This window comes from Pseudoalteromonas sp. L1, from assembly GCF_021728095.1.
Lineage (GTDB): Bacteria > Pseudomonadota > Gammaproteobacteria > Enterobacterales > Alteromonadaceae > Pseudoalteromonas.
This window is the reverse complement of record NZ_JAKKCT010000002.1, coordinates 376387-392721: the sequence shown is the minus strand read 5'-3', so window position 1 is coordinate 392721 and position 16335 is coordinate 376387. Positions and strand designations below refer to the sequence as shown.

12 protein-coding genes are annotated in these 16335 nt (G+C 40.7%); 8 read left to right on the top strand and 4 right to left on the bottom strand.

Annotation, left to right across the window (positions count from 1 at the left end):
• Positions 1-19: 19 nt before the first annotated feature.
• A complete protein-coding gene (locus tag L3V38_RS07960) occupies positions 20-3235 on the bottom strand; it encodes a TonB-dependent receptor (RefSeq protein ID WP_237119010.1) in 3216 nt (1071 codons plus the stop codon).
• A gap of 454 nt (positions 3236-3689) precedes the next feature.
• Between L3V38_RS07960 and L3V38_RS07955 the strand changes: the two genes are divergently transcribed.
• Positions 3690-5600: a methyl-accepting chemotaxis protein gene (locus L3V38_RS07955; protein WP_237119009.1), complete on the top strand. Its 1911-nt coding sequence runs from the start codon at positions 3690-3692 to the stop codon at positions 5598-5600.
• Positions 5601-5941: 341 nt separating this feature from the next.
• Positions 5942-7513, top strand: coding sequence for an amidase (locus L3V38_RS07950; protein ID WP_237119008.1), 1572 nt, complete (start codon positions 5942-5944; stop codon positions 7511-7513).
• Between the two features lie 55 nt (positions 7514-7568).
• Here the strand turns inward: L3V38_RS07950 and L3V38_RS07945 are convergent, their stop codons facing one another.
• Together L3V38_RS07945 and L3V38_RS07940 are read right to left on the bottom strand one after the other, a co-directional pair.
• Positions 7569-10640: an efflux RND transporter permease subunit gene (locus tag L3V38_RS07945; RefSeq protein ID WP_237119007.1), complete on the bottom strand. Its 3072-nt coding sequence runs from the start codon at positions 10638-10640 to the stop codon at positions 7569-7571.
• Positions 10640-11725, bottom strand: a complete 1086-nt coding sequence (locus L3V38_RS07940; RefSeq protein WP_130152288.1) for an efflux RND transporter periplasmic adaptor subunit — start codon at positions 11723-11725, stop codon at positions 10640-10642. The genes L3V38_RS07945 and L3V38_RS07940 overlap by 1 nt, the downstream gene beginning before the upstream one ends.
• Positions 11726-11842: 117 nt before the next feature.
• Between L3V38_RS07940 and L3V38_RS07935 the strand changes: the two genes are divergently transcribed.
• A complete protein-coding gene (locus L3V38_RS07935) occupies positions 11843-12754 on the top strand; it encodes a LysR family transcriptional regulator (RefSeq protein ID WP_130152287.1) in 912 nt (303 codons plus the stop codon).
• On the top strand, positions 12738-13046 hold the full coding sequence (locus L3V38_RS07930) for an MGMT family protein (RefSeq protein WP_130152286.1): 309 nt from the start codon (positions 12738-12740) through the stop codon (positions 13044-13046). Before L3V38_RS07935 ends, L3V38_RS07930 begins: the two co-directional genes overlap by 17 nt.
• Here L3V38_RS07930 and L3V38_RS07925 read toward each other — a convergent pair.
• Positions 13043-13672 (bottom strand): hemolysin III family protein, encoded by a 630-nt coding sequence (locus L3V38_RS07925; protein WP_130152285.1) that lies wholly within the window; start codon positions 13670-13672, stop codon positions 13043-13045. The genes L3V38_RS07930 and L3V38_RS07925 overlap by 4 nt on opposite strands.
• Before the next feature lie 256 nt (positions 13673-13928).
• Between L3V38_RS07925 and L3V38_RS07920 the strand changes: the two genes are divergently transcribed.
• The 4 genes from L3V38_RS07920 to L3V38_RS07905 all read left to right on the top strand — a co-directional run bounded on the left by L3V38_RS07920 (position 13929) and on the right by L3V38_RS07905 (position 16335).
• Positions 13929-14207 carry a hypothetical protein gene (locus L3V38_RS07920; protein ID WP_237119006.1) on the top strand — a complete coding sequence of 93 codons (279 nt, stop codon included), beginning with the start codon at positions 13929-13931 and terminating at the stop codon, positions 14205-14207.
• 220 nt (positions 14208-14427) lie between these two features.
• Positions 14428-15006 carry an LON peptidase substrate-binding domain-containing protein gene (locus tag L3V38_RS07915; protein WP_237119005.1) on the top strand — a complete coding sequence of 193 codons (579 nt, stop codon included), beginning with the start codon at positions 14428-14430 and terminating at the stop codon, positions 15004-15006.
• Positions 15007-15068: 62 nt separating this feature from the next.
• Positions 15069-15692: a sigma-70 family RNA polymerase sigma factor gene (locus L3V38_RS07910; RefSeq protein WP_130152283.1), complete on the top strand. Its 624-nt coding sequence runs from the start codon at positions 15069-15071 to the stop codon at positions 15690-15692.
• On the top strand, positions 15685-16335 hold the full coding sequence (locus L3V38_RS07905; protein WP_237119004.1) for a ChrR family anti-sigma-E factor: 651 nt from the start codon (positions 15685-15687) through the stop codon (positions 16333-16335). Before L3V38_RS07910 ends, L3V38_RS07905 begins: the two co-directional genes overlap by 8 nt.

Below are 16335 nucleotides of genomic sequence, written 5' to 3'. Positions count from 1 at the left end.
CTAGATGGGCTAACATTAACTAAAAAGTAGCTCGTACGCTAAGTGCGTAAATACGATCAGTCGTAAAGCTTAGGGCATCTGTGCGGGTGCCTGCTTGGTCCATTTGATATTCTGTTTTAGTTTCTGTGTCGAGTAAATTACTTGCTTCGAAACCAATTTTCCAATGTTCATTTAGCGTGTAGTAAATACTCGCATCCATCATGCCTGCTGGTTTTACATAGGCTGGCACGTACTCTTCTGACTCTCTTAAGGTCAACAGGTATTCTGAGCGCCAAGTATAAGCTAGACGAAACGAAATGTTTTCGTACTCGTACATACCGACAATATTCATGTTTTGGTCTGAGTAGCCTTGAAGTGGCAAACCACTAAATACACGGAATGTATTTCGGTTGTCAGTGATGGGGTTACCGTTTTCATCAAACCCGAGTGTGCCGGTCGATACTTCATTGGGATCTTCTAAGCCGTTTTGGTCGATGTAGGTGTAGTTAAATTGTAAACCAAGTCCGCTCCATGCACCTGGCAGCATATCGTAAAATTGAGAGTAAGCGAATTCAGCACCACGAATAGTACCTGAACCTGTATTGGCTGGTCCGTAGGCCGAAATCGCATAGTCTTCGCCATTGAAGTTTGCATTTAAATCAAATGCACGGCTGCGAATTATGTCGTCGAGTCGTTTATGGAATAAACCAACAGTAACGTAACCGGCAGGGGCAAAATACCACTCAGCAGAAAGGTCTGTATTGATTGACTTTTCAGGTTTTAAATTGGGGTTACCAGATAGGGCTGTCAGTTCAATATCATCCAAAGCTACAACAGGATTATTAACTTCGTCATAATCAGCGCCAGGGGTTTGCAGGCGGCGAGTATAATCAAGGTTTACGATGTTTATATTTCGGGTATCAATCAGGTTAGGAAAGTAAAGTGCTTTGGAGGCACCAAAACGAATAACCACATCATCTGTTAATGCCACGCTAAAGTTAAAACTTGGTAGAACGGTACTGTAATCAGTGCCTTCGACTGTACTTAAAGTAGACTCCCCAGTTGCAATATCGTAGTAGCGTTTATATTCAGGTTGTTGCATTACTTCATTTAGTGAGGTGCCAGGCTCGCCACGCTTTATTTCCATGGGTTGTACAAATGCACCGGTTGACTCTAATTGGTAGTTCACGTAACGCAGTCCTACATTACCCACAACAGGTAGGTCTTGAACGAGAAAATCAAAGTCTGCACGCACATAAAACTCGCTACGTTTTTCATTGGTTGAGCTAATATTATGAGCTGCAAACGCACCTTCAACACGGTTAGGTTTGTCTTCATAAGGCACATATGTGCCACTGCAAACACCGTTATTGGCTGCGCTATTGGTAGCATTATGCCAACCATCTTGGCAGCCTTGACGAAGTGAGTCAGCGTAATTTTTTACCAGATCCATACTAGGGAAAAGAAAGCTATTCACATCGCCTTGCAGTACTTGGCCATGATAATAGTCTGAGAAATCAACACGTTCGAAAAGTTCGGGGCGGTTAATAGCTGCTGCAGCATTTCGGTCTGCTTGTATCCATGGCGTGCCGATTGCCGACCAGCCTTCATAAGCAGTATCGCGTACTGTTAGGTCTTTATCTGAGTAGTAGGCACCAGCTTGCACATTGGTAAAGCTACCATCAAGTTCGTATTTAAAATCTAATTTATAGCTGTTTGCTTTAGCGGTATTGTGCTCTTCTTGCTCCATACCACTTCCTAGAAAAGTATTCGGAACGGGTCCGTCCCAATCTTCATTGGGTGACCAGCCCGCAGTTAAAATATTATCACTTAAAAATTCAACGCTTGGTCTTGAGCCTCGTGTATCAAGGTAATAAGGAAGTACCGCATGAACATGGTTTCCTCGAGTTTGTGCCGACATACTGTAGTTATGGACTACTTTTTCAGAATCGACGTGCTGGTAATCAAACTCCATGCTTAATCTGTCTGTTGGTTTGAGCTTTAAATTAAATGAAGTGTCTTCAACGGTATTTTCATTATGGTTCCAGCGACTACGGTAAAAGAATGGGGTTTCAGGGCTAACACCAAGTACAACTCCCGACGTAACAAAGTTATCGTCTACCGTGAGCGGGTAGCCATTCTCGCTATCATCTTGCCAGTTTTGAGAAGACCCCATGAAGCCTTTAAAACCTTGTGCGGCCTGACCCAATTGTCTTTCATTCCATTCTAAAGAAGCTTTTGAACGAATATGCTCAACGGTTGCAATAATTGTGTCATCACTATTTGCCCATTGAAAAGAGGTTGTTAAGCCTTTTCTTTTGCGATCATTTTCTGCTGTGCTCATATGAATAGCTACCGGTACATGCCACGTGCTACCAGTAGGTTGTCCTGGCAGTGCAGGGCCATCTACGGGTGAATTTGGATCAACCCCCGTAATACCCCCCCACTGGTCAAGAGTAGGTACAAATGAGTCACCACGAGAGTGGTAGTTTCCTAAGCCAACACCGTCACCACGGGTTTTATATTCACTCGATGAAACCGCAATTAAGAAACCAAATTTACCTGCTTGTGTTTCCCAGTTATCTGAAAATAGCGCAGAGAAAGAGGGCGTGGTTTCTTCTCTAAAATCGCCATAATTTGCTTTGGCATTAAATGATATTAACTGATCTGTAGAATCAAAAGGTTTTCTTGTAATGAGGTTTACGGTTCCTGCAACACCACCTGCTGTTAGGTCGGCGGTTTGGTTTTTTACAACTTCCACTGCGCCTAAAAACTCCGCAGGAAAGTCTTCATAGCTTAGCCCGCCAGAAGAGTTCGCGCTAAACGCATCTCTGCCATTGACCTCAGAACGAACACGGTCTAGGCCACGAACAAGTACGCCAGTTCCTTCATCAGCATAATGTTTAGGATCGTCTGAAGACGCAAATCGCTCGATGGTCACACCGGGAACACGCTGTAATGCTTCTGTAACCGATTTGTCAGGTAGCGCGCCAATATCCGATGCGGTTATGACATCTTTAACCGTGTCTGCGTAACGTTTAAGGTTTTGCGCACTATAAATGCTTCCCTTAATACCAGAAACCTCTATTACTTCCATTTGCTCATCTTTTTCATTAGTGACATCGCTGTCATTTTGTGGCGCATTTTGCGCAAAAACAGACAATGAGCTTAGGCTCAATAGAGCGGTAGAAATGGCAAGGCTGAGCTTGGTGCGTTTATTACAGTAAGTAGTTATGTTGTTCTGAGATGCCGACATGTTTATAGTCCTTTGATTTTTATTATATTTACTTTGTTGCACGGTAACGATTTTAGGCATAACTACAGACTATGCCTGTCTGTGAAAAAAAAAGCGATACTAAGTAACATTGTTTTTATATTCACCTGTTAATTTTTAACATAAATTTCAAAAAAGTAAATATTATGGTCATAATTTCTTATTAGACACTCGATTTTCGAATTAAAAATAAACCTCTCAGAGCGAGAGCATCCAAAAGAGCATTGTTATCAGTTGCTTGGTTTTATGGGGGGAATTTAGCTGGAAGCGATTATATGGTTTTTATAAATAAAGGGTTTGCTGCTGGTTAATATGTGTGTTCCTTATTTAGGCTATTTTCTAATAAAAACATAGTTTTATTGAAATTTTTGTCATTTTTTTATCAATCTTTGTCTATAATCTTTTTCGTACTGAATTTATTAATGGATACGAAAAATTGACTATTAAACAAAAACTTTATGCAATGTTTGCCGCTGTGTTGTTTTTAATGTTGGGGTTGGGTGTGTACGCTTCATTTTCATTAAAATCTCAAGCAACACAAACAGACATAATGTTAAATCTCACATTTGCTGATGCAAGTTTATATACATCACGATTGGCTCAAGCTGATTATATGATTCAGGAAAACCCTGATTTCACCAAAAAAGTATTGAACGAAGCGCAAGAAGCAATTAGCACATTGAATGCGGCTAAAAGTCAAATGGCAGTTGAGCAGAGTGTGACTCAAGTCAATACAATAAAACAGGGAATTAACGATTTCACGCAATTGTTTGAACGTTTCGTATCTGCTAAGAAAAAACAAATCAATGCTCGCGATGAGGTTAATCAAGCAGCTCATTCTGTCATCAATGGCATAGACGAGACGCTAAACAGTATTGAGCAATACTTTTCAACTCATCAATCAGATTTTTCGGAGTTTGGTCGTTTTTTAAAAGCCAAGCAAGTACGGGATGATTTTGCAGAAATTCGTGTCAATGTGTGGCGTTATAATACTGCGCCTACTAAGCAACTAGAGAGCGATATTTCTAATCAAATTAGCCAACTTAAAAGTAATGTTAATAGTCTAAAGAAAATAATGCTTGCTGCCAGTACACAAGCCTTACTCAATGATTTATTGGATGATATAGCTCATTATTATCAAGTGTTTAAATCGACAGTTGCTACTTACGATGAATTAAACACTATTCAAGCTGATATGCTACGCGTTGCTAACAGCGCTTCAGAGGCAGCATCAAAACTTGTTGAAGAAGAACAAGTGATTGCCAGTGAGCGAGAAAACGCCGTGCAGTTGATAATGGCTATTGTTGTTATGATTGCGTTTGCCATTGCGATATCTGTTGGCTGGTGGATTATTCGCAGCATTATGGGGCCGTTAAATCTGTCTATTGATTTTGCATCTCATATAGCGAAGGGGGATCTGAGCCAAACTATTCAGGTTACAGGCAGCGATGAGTTTAGCCAGTTAAATACCGCGTTGAGCGAATCGGCGAATGCGTTACGTAATGTTGTTGATCAAGTTGTTCAAGTTACCAAAGAAATAGAAGCATCAAGTTGCCAAATAACAAATTCAGTATCGGGCGCAACAGATTCTGTTTCTCAACAGCAACTTGAAACAGACATGGTCGCAACTGCTATAAACGAAATGGCTGCCGCTGCGTTACAAATTGCACAAAGTGCAAGTGGGGCTTCACAAACAAGCCACAATGCAGAAGAGGGCGTAGAACAGTCTAAAGCTGTGGTTGGCCAAACCGATGTTGCAATGAGTGAGCTTGCGGATGCGTTATTAAATGCGATGGAAGTAGTCACAAGTTTAAGCTCAAATACAGCTAACATTGAAGGGATATTAGATGTGATCCGCAATATAGCAGATCAAACCAATCTACTTGCCTTGAATGCAGCCATTGAAGCGGCCCGTGCCGGTGAGCAAGGGCGCGGTTTTGCGGTAGTTGCTGACGAGGTACGCACACTTGCACAGCGCACTCAAGACTCTATTAGCGAGATCACCAACATTATCGAAGCAATCAAGCTTGGTGCTGACAATGTCGTTGATGTTATGAAAACATCAAATGAAAAAGGGCAAATGGTTGCAGCTTTAACAAATGATTCGACCGCATCACTTGAGAAAATTGTGTATTCGATTAACGATATCGTCGAGGCCAATAATCAAGTTGCGGTGGGGGCTGAAGAGCAGTCATCTGTTGCCGCAGAAGTCGATGCGAATGTTGTGAAAATAAAGGCGCTTGCGGATGATAACGCATCGAGCTTAAGTGATATCAGCAAACAAACGCGACTACTCGAAAATCAAACACAAGCTATGGTTAAACTTATAAGTTTCTTTAAGGTTTAAGCCTACTAAAAATGGAGCAATGCTGGGTGTTTCTAGCATTGCCCCAATTCAGCATATTTTAATATAACAGCCCACACCCATTCGTTATTTACTTTTCGATATTTAAAGCCTAAAAACTAGCGCCCTTCATTCTAATCAGGGTAGACTATAAATCGGTACTGATACTAATCTGCAAAAATACTTAATCATTTTAGAGGGTTAATTTTACACTCACTGCGTTAAAAGTTGCAGATTGCTCTTGCATGAAAGTAGAACAATGCAGCAGTAATTGCTAAGAACAACCCTATAAAAATTATAAAAAGGGGTAAAAAATGTATATAGGAAAAAACAAGGTTAGGCGTATGCTCATTAAGTTAACATTAGGCTTATCTTTAATGACAATGTGTTTGAGTTTTAAATTATCTGCAAACGAAAACACACCCGTTACAGAGCAAAGGTCTCAAGCGATAAAAGAAATTGTTCAGCAAAGTACTATTCCACAACTCATTCAAGCGATGAAAGCTAATCAGCTAACTTCAACTGAATTAACACAATTTTTTATTCAACAAGTAGAGACACTTAATCCGCAACTCAATGCAGTGATTGCAATGAATCCAAACGCTTTAGGTATTGCAAAGCAACTGGATGAAGAGTTAAGTAAAGGGAAAATACGTGGTCCTCTACACGGCATACCTCTGTTAATAAAAGATAACATTGAAACTAAAGAGATGGCGACAACGGCAGGCTCGTTGGCATTAAAAGATAACTTGACACATAGAGATGCGCCGATTATCGCCAAGCTTAGAAATGCAGGTGCCATTATTTTAGGTAAAACAAACTTAAGCGAATGGGCTAATATGCGCTCAGAGCGTTCATCATCTGGGTGGAGCGCGATTGGTGGCCAAACCCGTAACCCACATGATTTAAATCGCTCTACATGTGGTTCTAGTTCTGGCTCTGGTGCAGCTGTTGCGGCATTTTTAAGTGTTGCAGCGATTGGCACTGAAACCAATGGCTCAATTACTTGTCCGTCTTCTGCAAATGGGATTGTTGGTATCAAGCCCACAGTGGGTTTGTTAAGTCGCACTGGTATTGTGCCAATTTCACATACGCAAGATACCGCAGGCCCTATGACTCGCTCTGTGGTTGATGCGGCTATTTTACTTTCAGTGATGCAAGGTGTTGATGATAAAGACGCTGCAACAAAAATAGCCAAAGAGCGTATGAACGATGACTATATGCCTGAAACTTCAAAACATTTTCTAAAAGGAAAACGCTTAGGCGTGCTTTATGCTGCGCCACTCGCTCATGAGCACGTTGAGTTACTTTTCAATAAGACTAAAAAAGTACTTGAAAAAGAGGGAGCGGTATTAGTGGAGGGGTTATCGACAGAGCCTTATGCTAATTTTTATCAAGATAGCTATGATGTATTGCTGTATGAATTCAAAGCGACGTTAAACGACTACCTCGCTCAATTACCAAACGAGTACAATACACTGACACTGAAAAAATTAATCGAATTTAATCAAACACACGCAGCCCTCGAAATGCCTTATTTTCAACAAGAGATCTTTGAGAAGTCTCAGAAAAAAGCCAAGTTGACTGACCCAAGTTACATAAAAGCATTGCAAAATGTTCACCAAGCGACCAGAGAAGACGGCCTAGATAAAATGCTCAAGGAGCATGACCTCGATGCCATTATTACCGTTACTTTAACGCCCGCTTGGTCGATAGACCGCATTAATGGTGATCACTTTACTGGCAGCTTTTCTAGTTTTCCTGCTGTTTCGGGATACCCTCACTTAACTCTCCCAATAGGGAAAGTGCACCATATGCCAGTTGGGCTATCTGTTACAGGTGGCTCATTAAGTGAGAAAGAATTAATAGCGATTGCTTATCGTATAGAGCAGTTAATTGGCTATAAATACCATTAGTTTTTAGTGTATCCCTTGAAAATAACTTTTCAAGGGATACCTTAAGCAAGCGTATTTAGCTGCTATGACGCTGTTTAGGCACCTTGATTTTGAACAGCATAGTGTATAGAACAGGCACGACGATAAGCGTAAGTACTGTCGCAAAACCTAGACCAAACATAATGGTTACTGCCATTGATTGGAAGAATACATCAAATAACAGTGGGATCATCCCTAAAATGGTGGTGATCGCAGCCATAGCAACAGGACGAACACGACTCACGCCTGAATCGAATACCGCTTTGTATGGTTCTTTGCCACTATCTAGTTCAATATTTATTTGATCAACCAAGACGATACCATTTTTAATTAACATACCGCTTAAGCTGAGTAAGCCCAGTAGAGCCATAAAGCTAAAAGCCGCATTCATTAGCAATAAGCCTGCGCTCACACCAACAATGGCAAGCGGCACGGTTGCCCAAATTACGAGAGGCTGCTTCACTGAGTTGAATAACAATACAGTAATGGCAAACATAGCTAGATAGCCAAGCGGCAATGAGCCAAAGATTGCTTTTTGGGCGTCTGTTGATGATTCATATTCACCACCCCATTGCAGCTCATAACCACGTGGTAAATCAATAGCTTCTATATCTTTACGGACACGGGCGAACAGCTTGGCTGGGGTTTCATCGCCAATAACATCATGATCAGCCATGACTGTAATAGTTCGTTTGCGATCGCGACGCATGATGAGGCTGTCTTCCCACTCAACCACAAAGTCATCAACCACCTGTGTCACTGGTACAAATACACCTAGTACAGGGCTGTAAATTTGTAAGTCACGTAAGCTCTCAACGTTTAAACGCTCTTCCGCAGGTGAGCGAGCAATGATAGGTAGCATTTGTGTGCCATCTTTATAAACACCAACTTGCTTGCCTGATAAACTGGTGAGTAGTAGCTGGTCTAGATCAGATTTTGCAATACCCAAGCGACGCGCTTTTTGCTCGTTAAACTGTGGGCGGATAAGTTTCGAACGTGCTCGCCAATCATCACGAATATTAAATGCACCTGCATCTTGATGCAGTATATCTTTAGCCTGCTTAGCCAATTGACGAAGTATGACAGGATCAGCACCCGAAAAACGCGCTTCAATTTTAGCATCAGTCGACGGGCCAATTTCCATGCGCTTAACCTTTAGTTGAGCGTCAAGCACATGTTTGTGTTGATAATCTCGCACCTTCTCGATCATGGTTGTAACGGCTTCTCGATCTGTTACGCGAATAATCAATTGCCCATAGGCTGGGTATGATTTTTCTGGTGCGTAGGTCAACATGAAGCGCGGTGCACCTTGGCCTACCGTGGTGGTGATTTCTTCAACTAGCGGGTCTGCTTGTAAGAATTTTTCAAGCTTAGCAACACCGTCTATCGTACTGCGTATATCAGCACCTTGTGTTTGCCAGTAATCAACATAAAACATCGGTGTGTTTGATGCTGGGAAGAATGATTGCTTTATAAACTTAAAACCAAACACCGCACTTACTAACATCACAACCATCAATAAAAGGGTGGTTTTCCGATAACGCATAGAGGTATGAAGAACACCCTTATAAACGTTAAAAATAACACCTTGGTAGGGGTCTTCGTCATGGTGCGGTTCTTTCTCTTTGGCTTGCTTAAACATTAAGTCAGCAAAGAAAGGAGTGAGGGTAATTGCGGTAATCCAACTGAGTAATAATGAAATAAAGAGCACCCAGAAAAGGCTTCCGGCAAATTCACCACTTGCATCTGAGCTCAAACCAATCGGAGCAAATGCAGTGATAGCAATAACCGTTGCACCTAACAAAGGCCATTTTGTTTGATTAACAATATTGGTTGCGGCTTGTAGTTTTGTTTGTCCGCGTTTTAGGTTGATGAGTATGCCTTCGGTGACAACAATTGCATTATCAACCAACATACCGAGTGCAATGATTAACGCACCTAGTGAAATACGCTGCAAATCGATGGCAAATAACTTCATGAATATGAAAGTACCTAGCACGGTCAAAAGCAAAATAACGCCAATTAACACACCACTTTTAAAGCCCATAAAGAGCAGCAGCACGACAATTACAATGGCAACAGCTTCAAGTAAGCTGATAATAAAGCCACTGACAGACTTTTCAACTTCAGCAGGTTGATTATATACACTGTTAATTTCCATACCATGGGGGCGTTGGTATTCTAGTGAAGCTAAGTGCTCATCAATGTTCATGCCTACATCAACAACGTTTACACCTGAGCTGAAAGACACGCCTACCAATAAAGCCTGTTGTTGATTGTAGCGAATGATGTTGGTGGGGACTTCGGCATATTCGCGAAACACGGTTGCTACATCACCTAGGTAAATAAGCTCGTTTTCACCTGGCTTTGAAATAAGCAGGTTTTCAAGCTCTTTAACATCTTTAAATTCACCTGTTGGGTGTAAGCGAATTGATTCATCACCGACACGTACTTTACCCGCATTAGAGACGCTATTTTGAGTCTGTAACAGTTGATAAATACGGTTTGGTGAAATGCCGAGTTGGGCAAGTTTACGCGTAGAGATTTCGACCATCACTTGGGCTTGTTGCTCACCGCCTACGGTCACTTTGCTTACACCCTCGACTAGTACAAGTTCGCGTTTTAAATAATCAACGTAATCTTTGAGTTCATCATAAGAATAGCCGTCACCGGTTACGGCGTACATCACACCGTATACATCCCCAAAATCATCCATGATTTTGCTTGGGTATACCCCTGAAGGCATTGACGATGCTTGATCATTAATTTTTCGGCGTAGTTCATCCCAAATTTGACGTAGGTCTTGTTTGCGATAATTACTTTTCATCTCAACGGTTATTTGCGACTTACCAGGAGATGAAATACTTGTTACATAATCAACATAGGGGAGTTGTTGAATGGCATTTTCTATAGGGAAGGTGACCTCTTCTTCAACTTGCTGGGGAGAGGCCCCTGGGTATAGGGTGATCACCATCGCTTTTTTTAAGGTAAACTCAGGGTCTTCAAGCTGTCCTAAACCAAAATATGCCACTGTGCCACCAATTAGCAGAAACAGGGCAAACATCCAGCTTACGACTTTACGTTCAATGGCCAGTGCTGCAAAACTCATTATAAGCCTCGCTCTTTTTGCCATGGACGAACTTTCATACCTTCTTCTAAAAAGTGTACGCCAGCCGCGACAACTGTTTGGCCTTTTTCAATGCCCGAAAGCACTTCAATTCCATCGCGGTGTAATTGCCCGACTTTAACAGCTTGTTTATGTACTTGGCCGCTATTTTCATCAAAAACCCATACATAACTATTCTTTCCTTCAGGCTCTGTAGGCTCAGAGAAAACCGCTTCAACTGGCAGTAATGTGTAGGCTGATTGTGAGCTAGTGATTTTGCTTAAATCAATATCCACACGACCTGTCATACCTGCAAGTAGGTTAAAATCTTCTGGCACAGGTAACGAAAATACCACTTTATAGGTCAGCGTTGTCGGGTCGGCTTGGGTATCAAACTCTTTTATTGTCAGCTGATAAGATTTATCTGGATAACCATCAAAGACGACTTCTGGTTGGTATTGCACGTCTTTGTCTATACGAGCGATAAGCTTTTCAGGTATTTGGATAACCACATCCATTAAGTCGCGGGTTTCAAGTCGTAAAATATTTTGTTTAGCTTGGATATTCTCAAAGTTTTTCACAAATACTTTTGCGACAGTGCCTGCAAATGGAGCGCGTAATTCACTGTTATCTAGGTTGGTTTTGGCAATTTTCATTGCAGATTCTGCCACTTGTTTATTGGCAATGGCCTGATCTAACTCTGACTGGCTGGCAATGGAGCGGTCAAATAATTTCTGTACACGTTCAAGTTGCGATTCAGCAAGTTCAAAACGTGCTTTACGCTCTTCATACTGAAGTTCGAAATCTTCTGGATCGAGTTTGGCTAAAAGCTCTCCTTTTTCAACATGTTGACCTGCAAGTGCTGGAAACTCAAGTAACTCTCCGTTAACTCTAAAAGCGAGATAAGAGCCTTGGTTAGCCACAACTTCAGCTGGAAAGCTGCGGATTGCTTGATCTGAGTTACTGTTTATATTGAAAAGTTTAACTGGGCGAACAACTTGTTCAACGTCACTTTGTGCTGCTTGCTCTGTACATGCCGTAAGTAACAAAAACACGCTGCTCATTAATACGGCGGATGCCAATCTCATTGTCTTCTCCATAGATATGAAAGCATAAATTTGATGCAGGATACGCTGCAAAGATATAAAATAAAAATTATTAAATTTTAGAAACATCATTAGTTTTTTTAATGGTTTTGGCGATTAATGAATTTAAATCAATTAACAATTTTAGATGCAATCGTGCAAAGCTCTAGTTTAAGCCAAGCAGCTGTGGCATTACACAAAACACAACCTGCATTGACGCTTGCTATAAAGAAGCTTGAGTCGGAGCTTGGTTTTGAACTGTTAGACCGAAATCAGTATCGCTTAGGTTTAACAGAGAAAGGGCGCATTTTTTATCGTGAAGCACGCCAATTACTCAATGCAAACAGTGAGTTGGCTTCTTTAGCAAAAGAACTTGCGCTGGGTAATGAAGCCAGTTATAGAATTTGCTACGAGCAACTGTGTCATCAGCATAGTTATAATCAAGTGATAAGCGAAACCTTTAAGTGCTTTGCAAGTACTGAGTTTAGTATTTCTTCAGGAAAACGATTTGTGTCTTTAGAGCAAGTCAATAGCTTGCAGGCAGATTTAGGTATTGGGCCATGGTTTGATTTGTTTCATGCAACAGGGGATCTCGAAAGTTTACCGATAGGTAAGTTTGATATTGGTATTGTCAGTGCTCCTCATGTCGTGCCAAGAGAGATTAGTTTTGCCGAGATACAAAATTACCCATGTCTGGCTATGTTTGAAAGTGATCTGAGTTTTGACTCTGACAGGCTATCTTACAACCTTGGCTCAGCTTTAATGAAAATAGATGATATTACCAGTGTTAAGTCGTTTTTACTCTCTGGTGCTGGCTGGGCAATGATAAGTCTGCAACATTGTCAGGCTGAAATAGAATCAGGTTTGTTACAGCAAATAAAAATTACGGATAGAGAGCACCAGTTTGGCGCAGAAATTCGCGTGTTTAGGCAACATTCAGTGCATCATGGTCCAGTTGCAAGATCAATTTGGCAAGCCTTTAGTGAGGTAAGTAAAGAATATACGGAGCAAGCCTATGCAACAGGCAACTAAAGAAGAGTTAATTTTTACAATAATAGCCTCTATTCCTTCAGGTAAAGTAGCAAGTTATGGGCAAGTTGCTACGCTTGCGGGTTACCCGCAAAATGCCAGACTGGTTGGCCGCTTATTAAAAGAAATGCCTAGTGATTCAATTATTCCATGGCATCGCGTTGTGAATAGCCAAGGTAAAATCTCTTTTCCAGAAGGGACGAGTAAACACCTTGAACAACGGCAAAAATTAATCAGTGAAGGGGTGAGCTTTAATAAAGCTAAAATCAATATGCGTTTACACCAATGGGATTAAAAAACATATAAACTGATTGATAGGTAGTGACATACACACCCAACAAGTACAAATACGTGCCAAATAGCATGGCTATAGTGGCGTGTTTTAGCACTGTAAAAAAAAGTACCAAGACTGTAAGCAATGCCTCCTGCTAATAACCACCACAAGGCGCTGTGATCTAAATTTAAGTACAGGGGGTAGACAAGGGCTAGGGCAAACCAACCCATTAATAAGTAGGTTGCGAGTGATACTTTTTTATTGCCATTTTTTACCGCCAATTTATAAATGACCCCGCCTATTGCTAAACTCCAAATAAATACCAGCGCTGCAATTGCCCACATTCCCGATAATGATATGACGAGATATGGTGTGTAAGTGCCAGCAATTAGTAAATAAATAGCGCAATGATCACATTTTTTATAGATGGCACGCAAACGCGCTTTGGTACTTGCATGGTAAAGTGTTGATGCCATAAAAAGCACCAGCAAACTTGAACCATAAACAATCGCACTGACTGTTGCTGACACAGCTTTTGATTGCGAAATCAAATCCCACAGTACGTAAAAAGCAAATAACACGCCCAAGCTATGAGTGAGTACATTGAGTTGTTCTTCTTGACGTGAGTAGGGTAACTGAACAGTCATAAACTCTCTAAAAGTGATTGTAAAAAACAATTTCAGTGTACAAGTGTACGCTGAACATATCAACGTTTATTTTTTCGCTAATAGTTAGTCAAAAATATTAAGGTGATTGGTTTTATTAACCAATACTGAATAGGGTGAAAAAATAAAATTAATTAAAAGTCTTTAAAAATTAAGTGGTTGTAAAATATTTTCATGCTGGCACAACCTTTGATTAAGTAGTTACGACTAATTACTTAAAGAGACAAGGAATATCATTATGAATAACTCACTTAAACTTACGACAGCTGCGTTACTTGTATTAGGGTCTACTCAAGCAAGTGCGACTGACTTTGAATTAGATATTAGTAACACAATTACTCAATCGCTAAAAAGTTATGTTCAACAAGCGAGTAATGAGCTTAAACAAAATGTGACAAACAGTATTGAATTTGATGCTCAGCAATTACTCAATGAATACATGAGCGAAGAGGTTATTAAGGAAAATGACAAATCAACCGTTATTGCTAAAGCACCTGTTGTAGAAAATAAGCAGTAAGGAAACATCTAATGAGTAGTGAAATCAGTTTATTTTTACTTATGGTTGCACCCGTTTTGAGTTTACTGAGTGCGTACGCGTCAATCGAATTATTTAGAAACGTTGCACAATGGTTCAACTTTTAATTTACTGGGCATAAATGAAGATTTCATGAAATATTGATCGGCAAATGAAAAGCGCACGTAATTAGAGGCATGTGGTATTTTGAATAGTAGACTTTATGAAGCGTGCGATTTTTCCCCTACCGGTTTTTATTCTTCCAGAGGGGGCAACTAAACTTAGAATATTTGAGCAGCGTTATCTTGACATGGTTAAAGAAGCCGCGAAAGATAACACGGGATTTGTGCTTTGTACTTATCAGCACGATACTGAGTTCAACTTGCCTAACCTAGGTTGTTTGATGCAAATTAATGACTTCAATCAAGACGACAGCGGTCAGCTCTTGATAGATGTTTATGCACAAACTGCTGTCACAATTCACAATCCATTCCAAGACAAAAATATGCTTCGTTATGCTGATGTTGAAGCAATAATTGAGCCTGCTTGGTATAAAAAAACACCTTTGGATCAGAACAATGCTTTATTAAGCGAGACGCTTCGTTCAGTGTTTGCTAATCAGCCTGATTTATCTGCACTCTACCCAGCGCCACACTACGATGATTTGGCTTGGGTTGCTGCGCGTTGGCTTGAAATTTTACCTATTTCACTAGTTAAAAAACAACAACTTGCCTTTGAATCTAACTTTGAAAACTTACTCACTTTCCTCCATACTCTAATTAATACAGAATTTACTGATTAATATGATCCGAACCCAGTCTGAATGCGTATTGCTTTTTACGACAATAATTGGATGACATTAAAATGGTAAGTCAACAACTTCAAACAGGTTGTAAACCTAAAACAGGTCAATTTACTGCCATGCCAGAGACACCGAGCAAAGAGCTTGCTGATTCGCTATTCGCTGTTGCCACTTCCCGTGACAAGCGTGCATTTGCTTTTCTTTTCCAATATTTTTCGCCAAAAATAAAGCGTTTTGGAATCAAACAGTTTGGTTCTGAGGCTCAAGCTATGGAATTGGTACAGGAAACGCTCACTTCGGTTTGGAGAAAGGCACACTTATACCATCCAGAAAAAGGTGCTGCGACAACGTGGGTATACACAGTGATGCGAAATGCATCTTTCGATATGCTCAGAAAAATGAAAAGCAGCAAAGAAGAATGTATTAGTGAAGATATTTGGCCGCTCATTGACGAAGCCGAGCCTGGGCAACATGAGTTCAGCGATCATCTTGAAGATAAGCAAATTAAACAGTATCTAGATCGTTTACCACAAGCTCAACGTGAAGTAGTGCGTGGCGTTTATTTTCAAGATATGTCACAAGAGCAACTTGCAGAGCATTTAAACATTCCCGTAGGTACGGTGAAGTCTCGACTTCGTCTAGCCTTGCAGAAGTTACGCAACGAAATGGGAGAGCAACATGATTAAGCATCATCCGAGCAACGAATTATTAGTGCAATTTAGTGAGGGCAATTTGCCGGCTACGCTAAGTGTCGCGGTTGCTATTCATGTTGAGATGTGTCCTGTTTGTCAAAAGCAACTCGCTACACTTGAAGCTAAAAATGCAAACACTGCATTTGAAGACGTCGTTAACGACGATGACATTTGCTTTGATCAAATCATGTTCGACAACATCACCTCGGATGAGAGTGTTGATGAAGTATATGAACAACCGGCTATCAAAGTAGAGGTGAAGGGAAGAGAGTACACCTTACCTAGAGCGCTAACTCGCATTGGGCACAGTAGCTTTATGCAAATAGGTAAATTAGCACGTTCACGAATTGCATTGGATGATGGGGCGCTCAGAGCAAGTCTTTTACATATCGACGCCGGTGGTGAAATTCCAGAGCACACTCACACAGGTTTTGAGCTAACCTTATTACTTGATGGTGAGTTTAGTGATGAAGATGGCAGTTATGTACCAGGAGATTTTATGATGTTGGATGGACGCCATAACCATACACCAAAAACGGCTGAAGGCTGTTTGTGTTTTACAGTGGTAAGTAGTGCGCTGCATTTTAACAAAGGTATTAGCAAATTACTTAACCCAATTGGTAATTTAATTTATTAG

Coding starts and splice junctions, on each gene's coding strand:
- L3V38_RS07960 (WP_237119010.1), bottom strand. CDS start 3,235: ATGTCGGCATCTCAGAACAACATAACTACTTACTGTAATAAACGCACC.
- L3V38_RS07950 (WP_237119008.1), top strand. CDS start 5,942: ATGCTCATTAAGTTAACATTAGGCTTATCTTTAATGACAATGTGTTTG.
- L3V38_RS07945 (WP_237119007.1), bottom strand. CDS start 10,640: ATGAGTTTTGCAGCACTGGCCATTGAACGTAAAGTCGTAAGCTGGATG.
- L3V38_RS07940 (WP_130152288.1), bottom strand. CDS start 11,725: ATGAGATTGGCATCCGCCGTATTAATGAGCAGCGTGTTTTTGTTACTT.
- L3V38_RS07935 (WP_130152287.1), top strand. CDS start 11,843: ATGAATTTAAATCAATTAACAATTTTAGATGCAATCGTGCAAAGCTCT.
- L3V38_RS07930 (WP_130152286.1), top strand. CDS start 12,738: ATGCAACAGGCAACTAAAGAAGAGTTAATTTTTACAATAATAGCCTCT.
- L3V38_RS07925 (WP_130152285.1), bottom strand. CDS start 13,672: ATGACTGTTCAGTTACCCTACTCACGTCAAGAAGAACAACTCAATGTA.
- L3V38_RS07920 (WP_237119006.1), top strand. CDS start 13,929: ATGAATAACTCACTTAAACTTACGACAGCTGCGTTACTTGTATTAGGG.
- L3V38_RS07915 (WP_237119005.1), top strand. CDS start 14,428: ATGAAGCGTGCGATTTTTCCCCTACCGGTTTTTATTCTTCCAGAGGGG.
- L3V38_RS07910 (WP_130152283.1), top strand. CDS start 15,069: ATGGTAAGTCAACAACTTCAAACAGGTTGTAAACCTAAAACAGGTCAA.
- L3V38_RS07905 (WP_237119004.1), top strand. CDS start 15,685: ATGATTAAGCATCATCCGAGCAACGAATTATTAGTGCAATTTAGTGAG.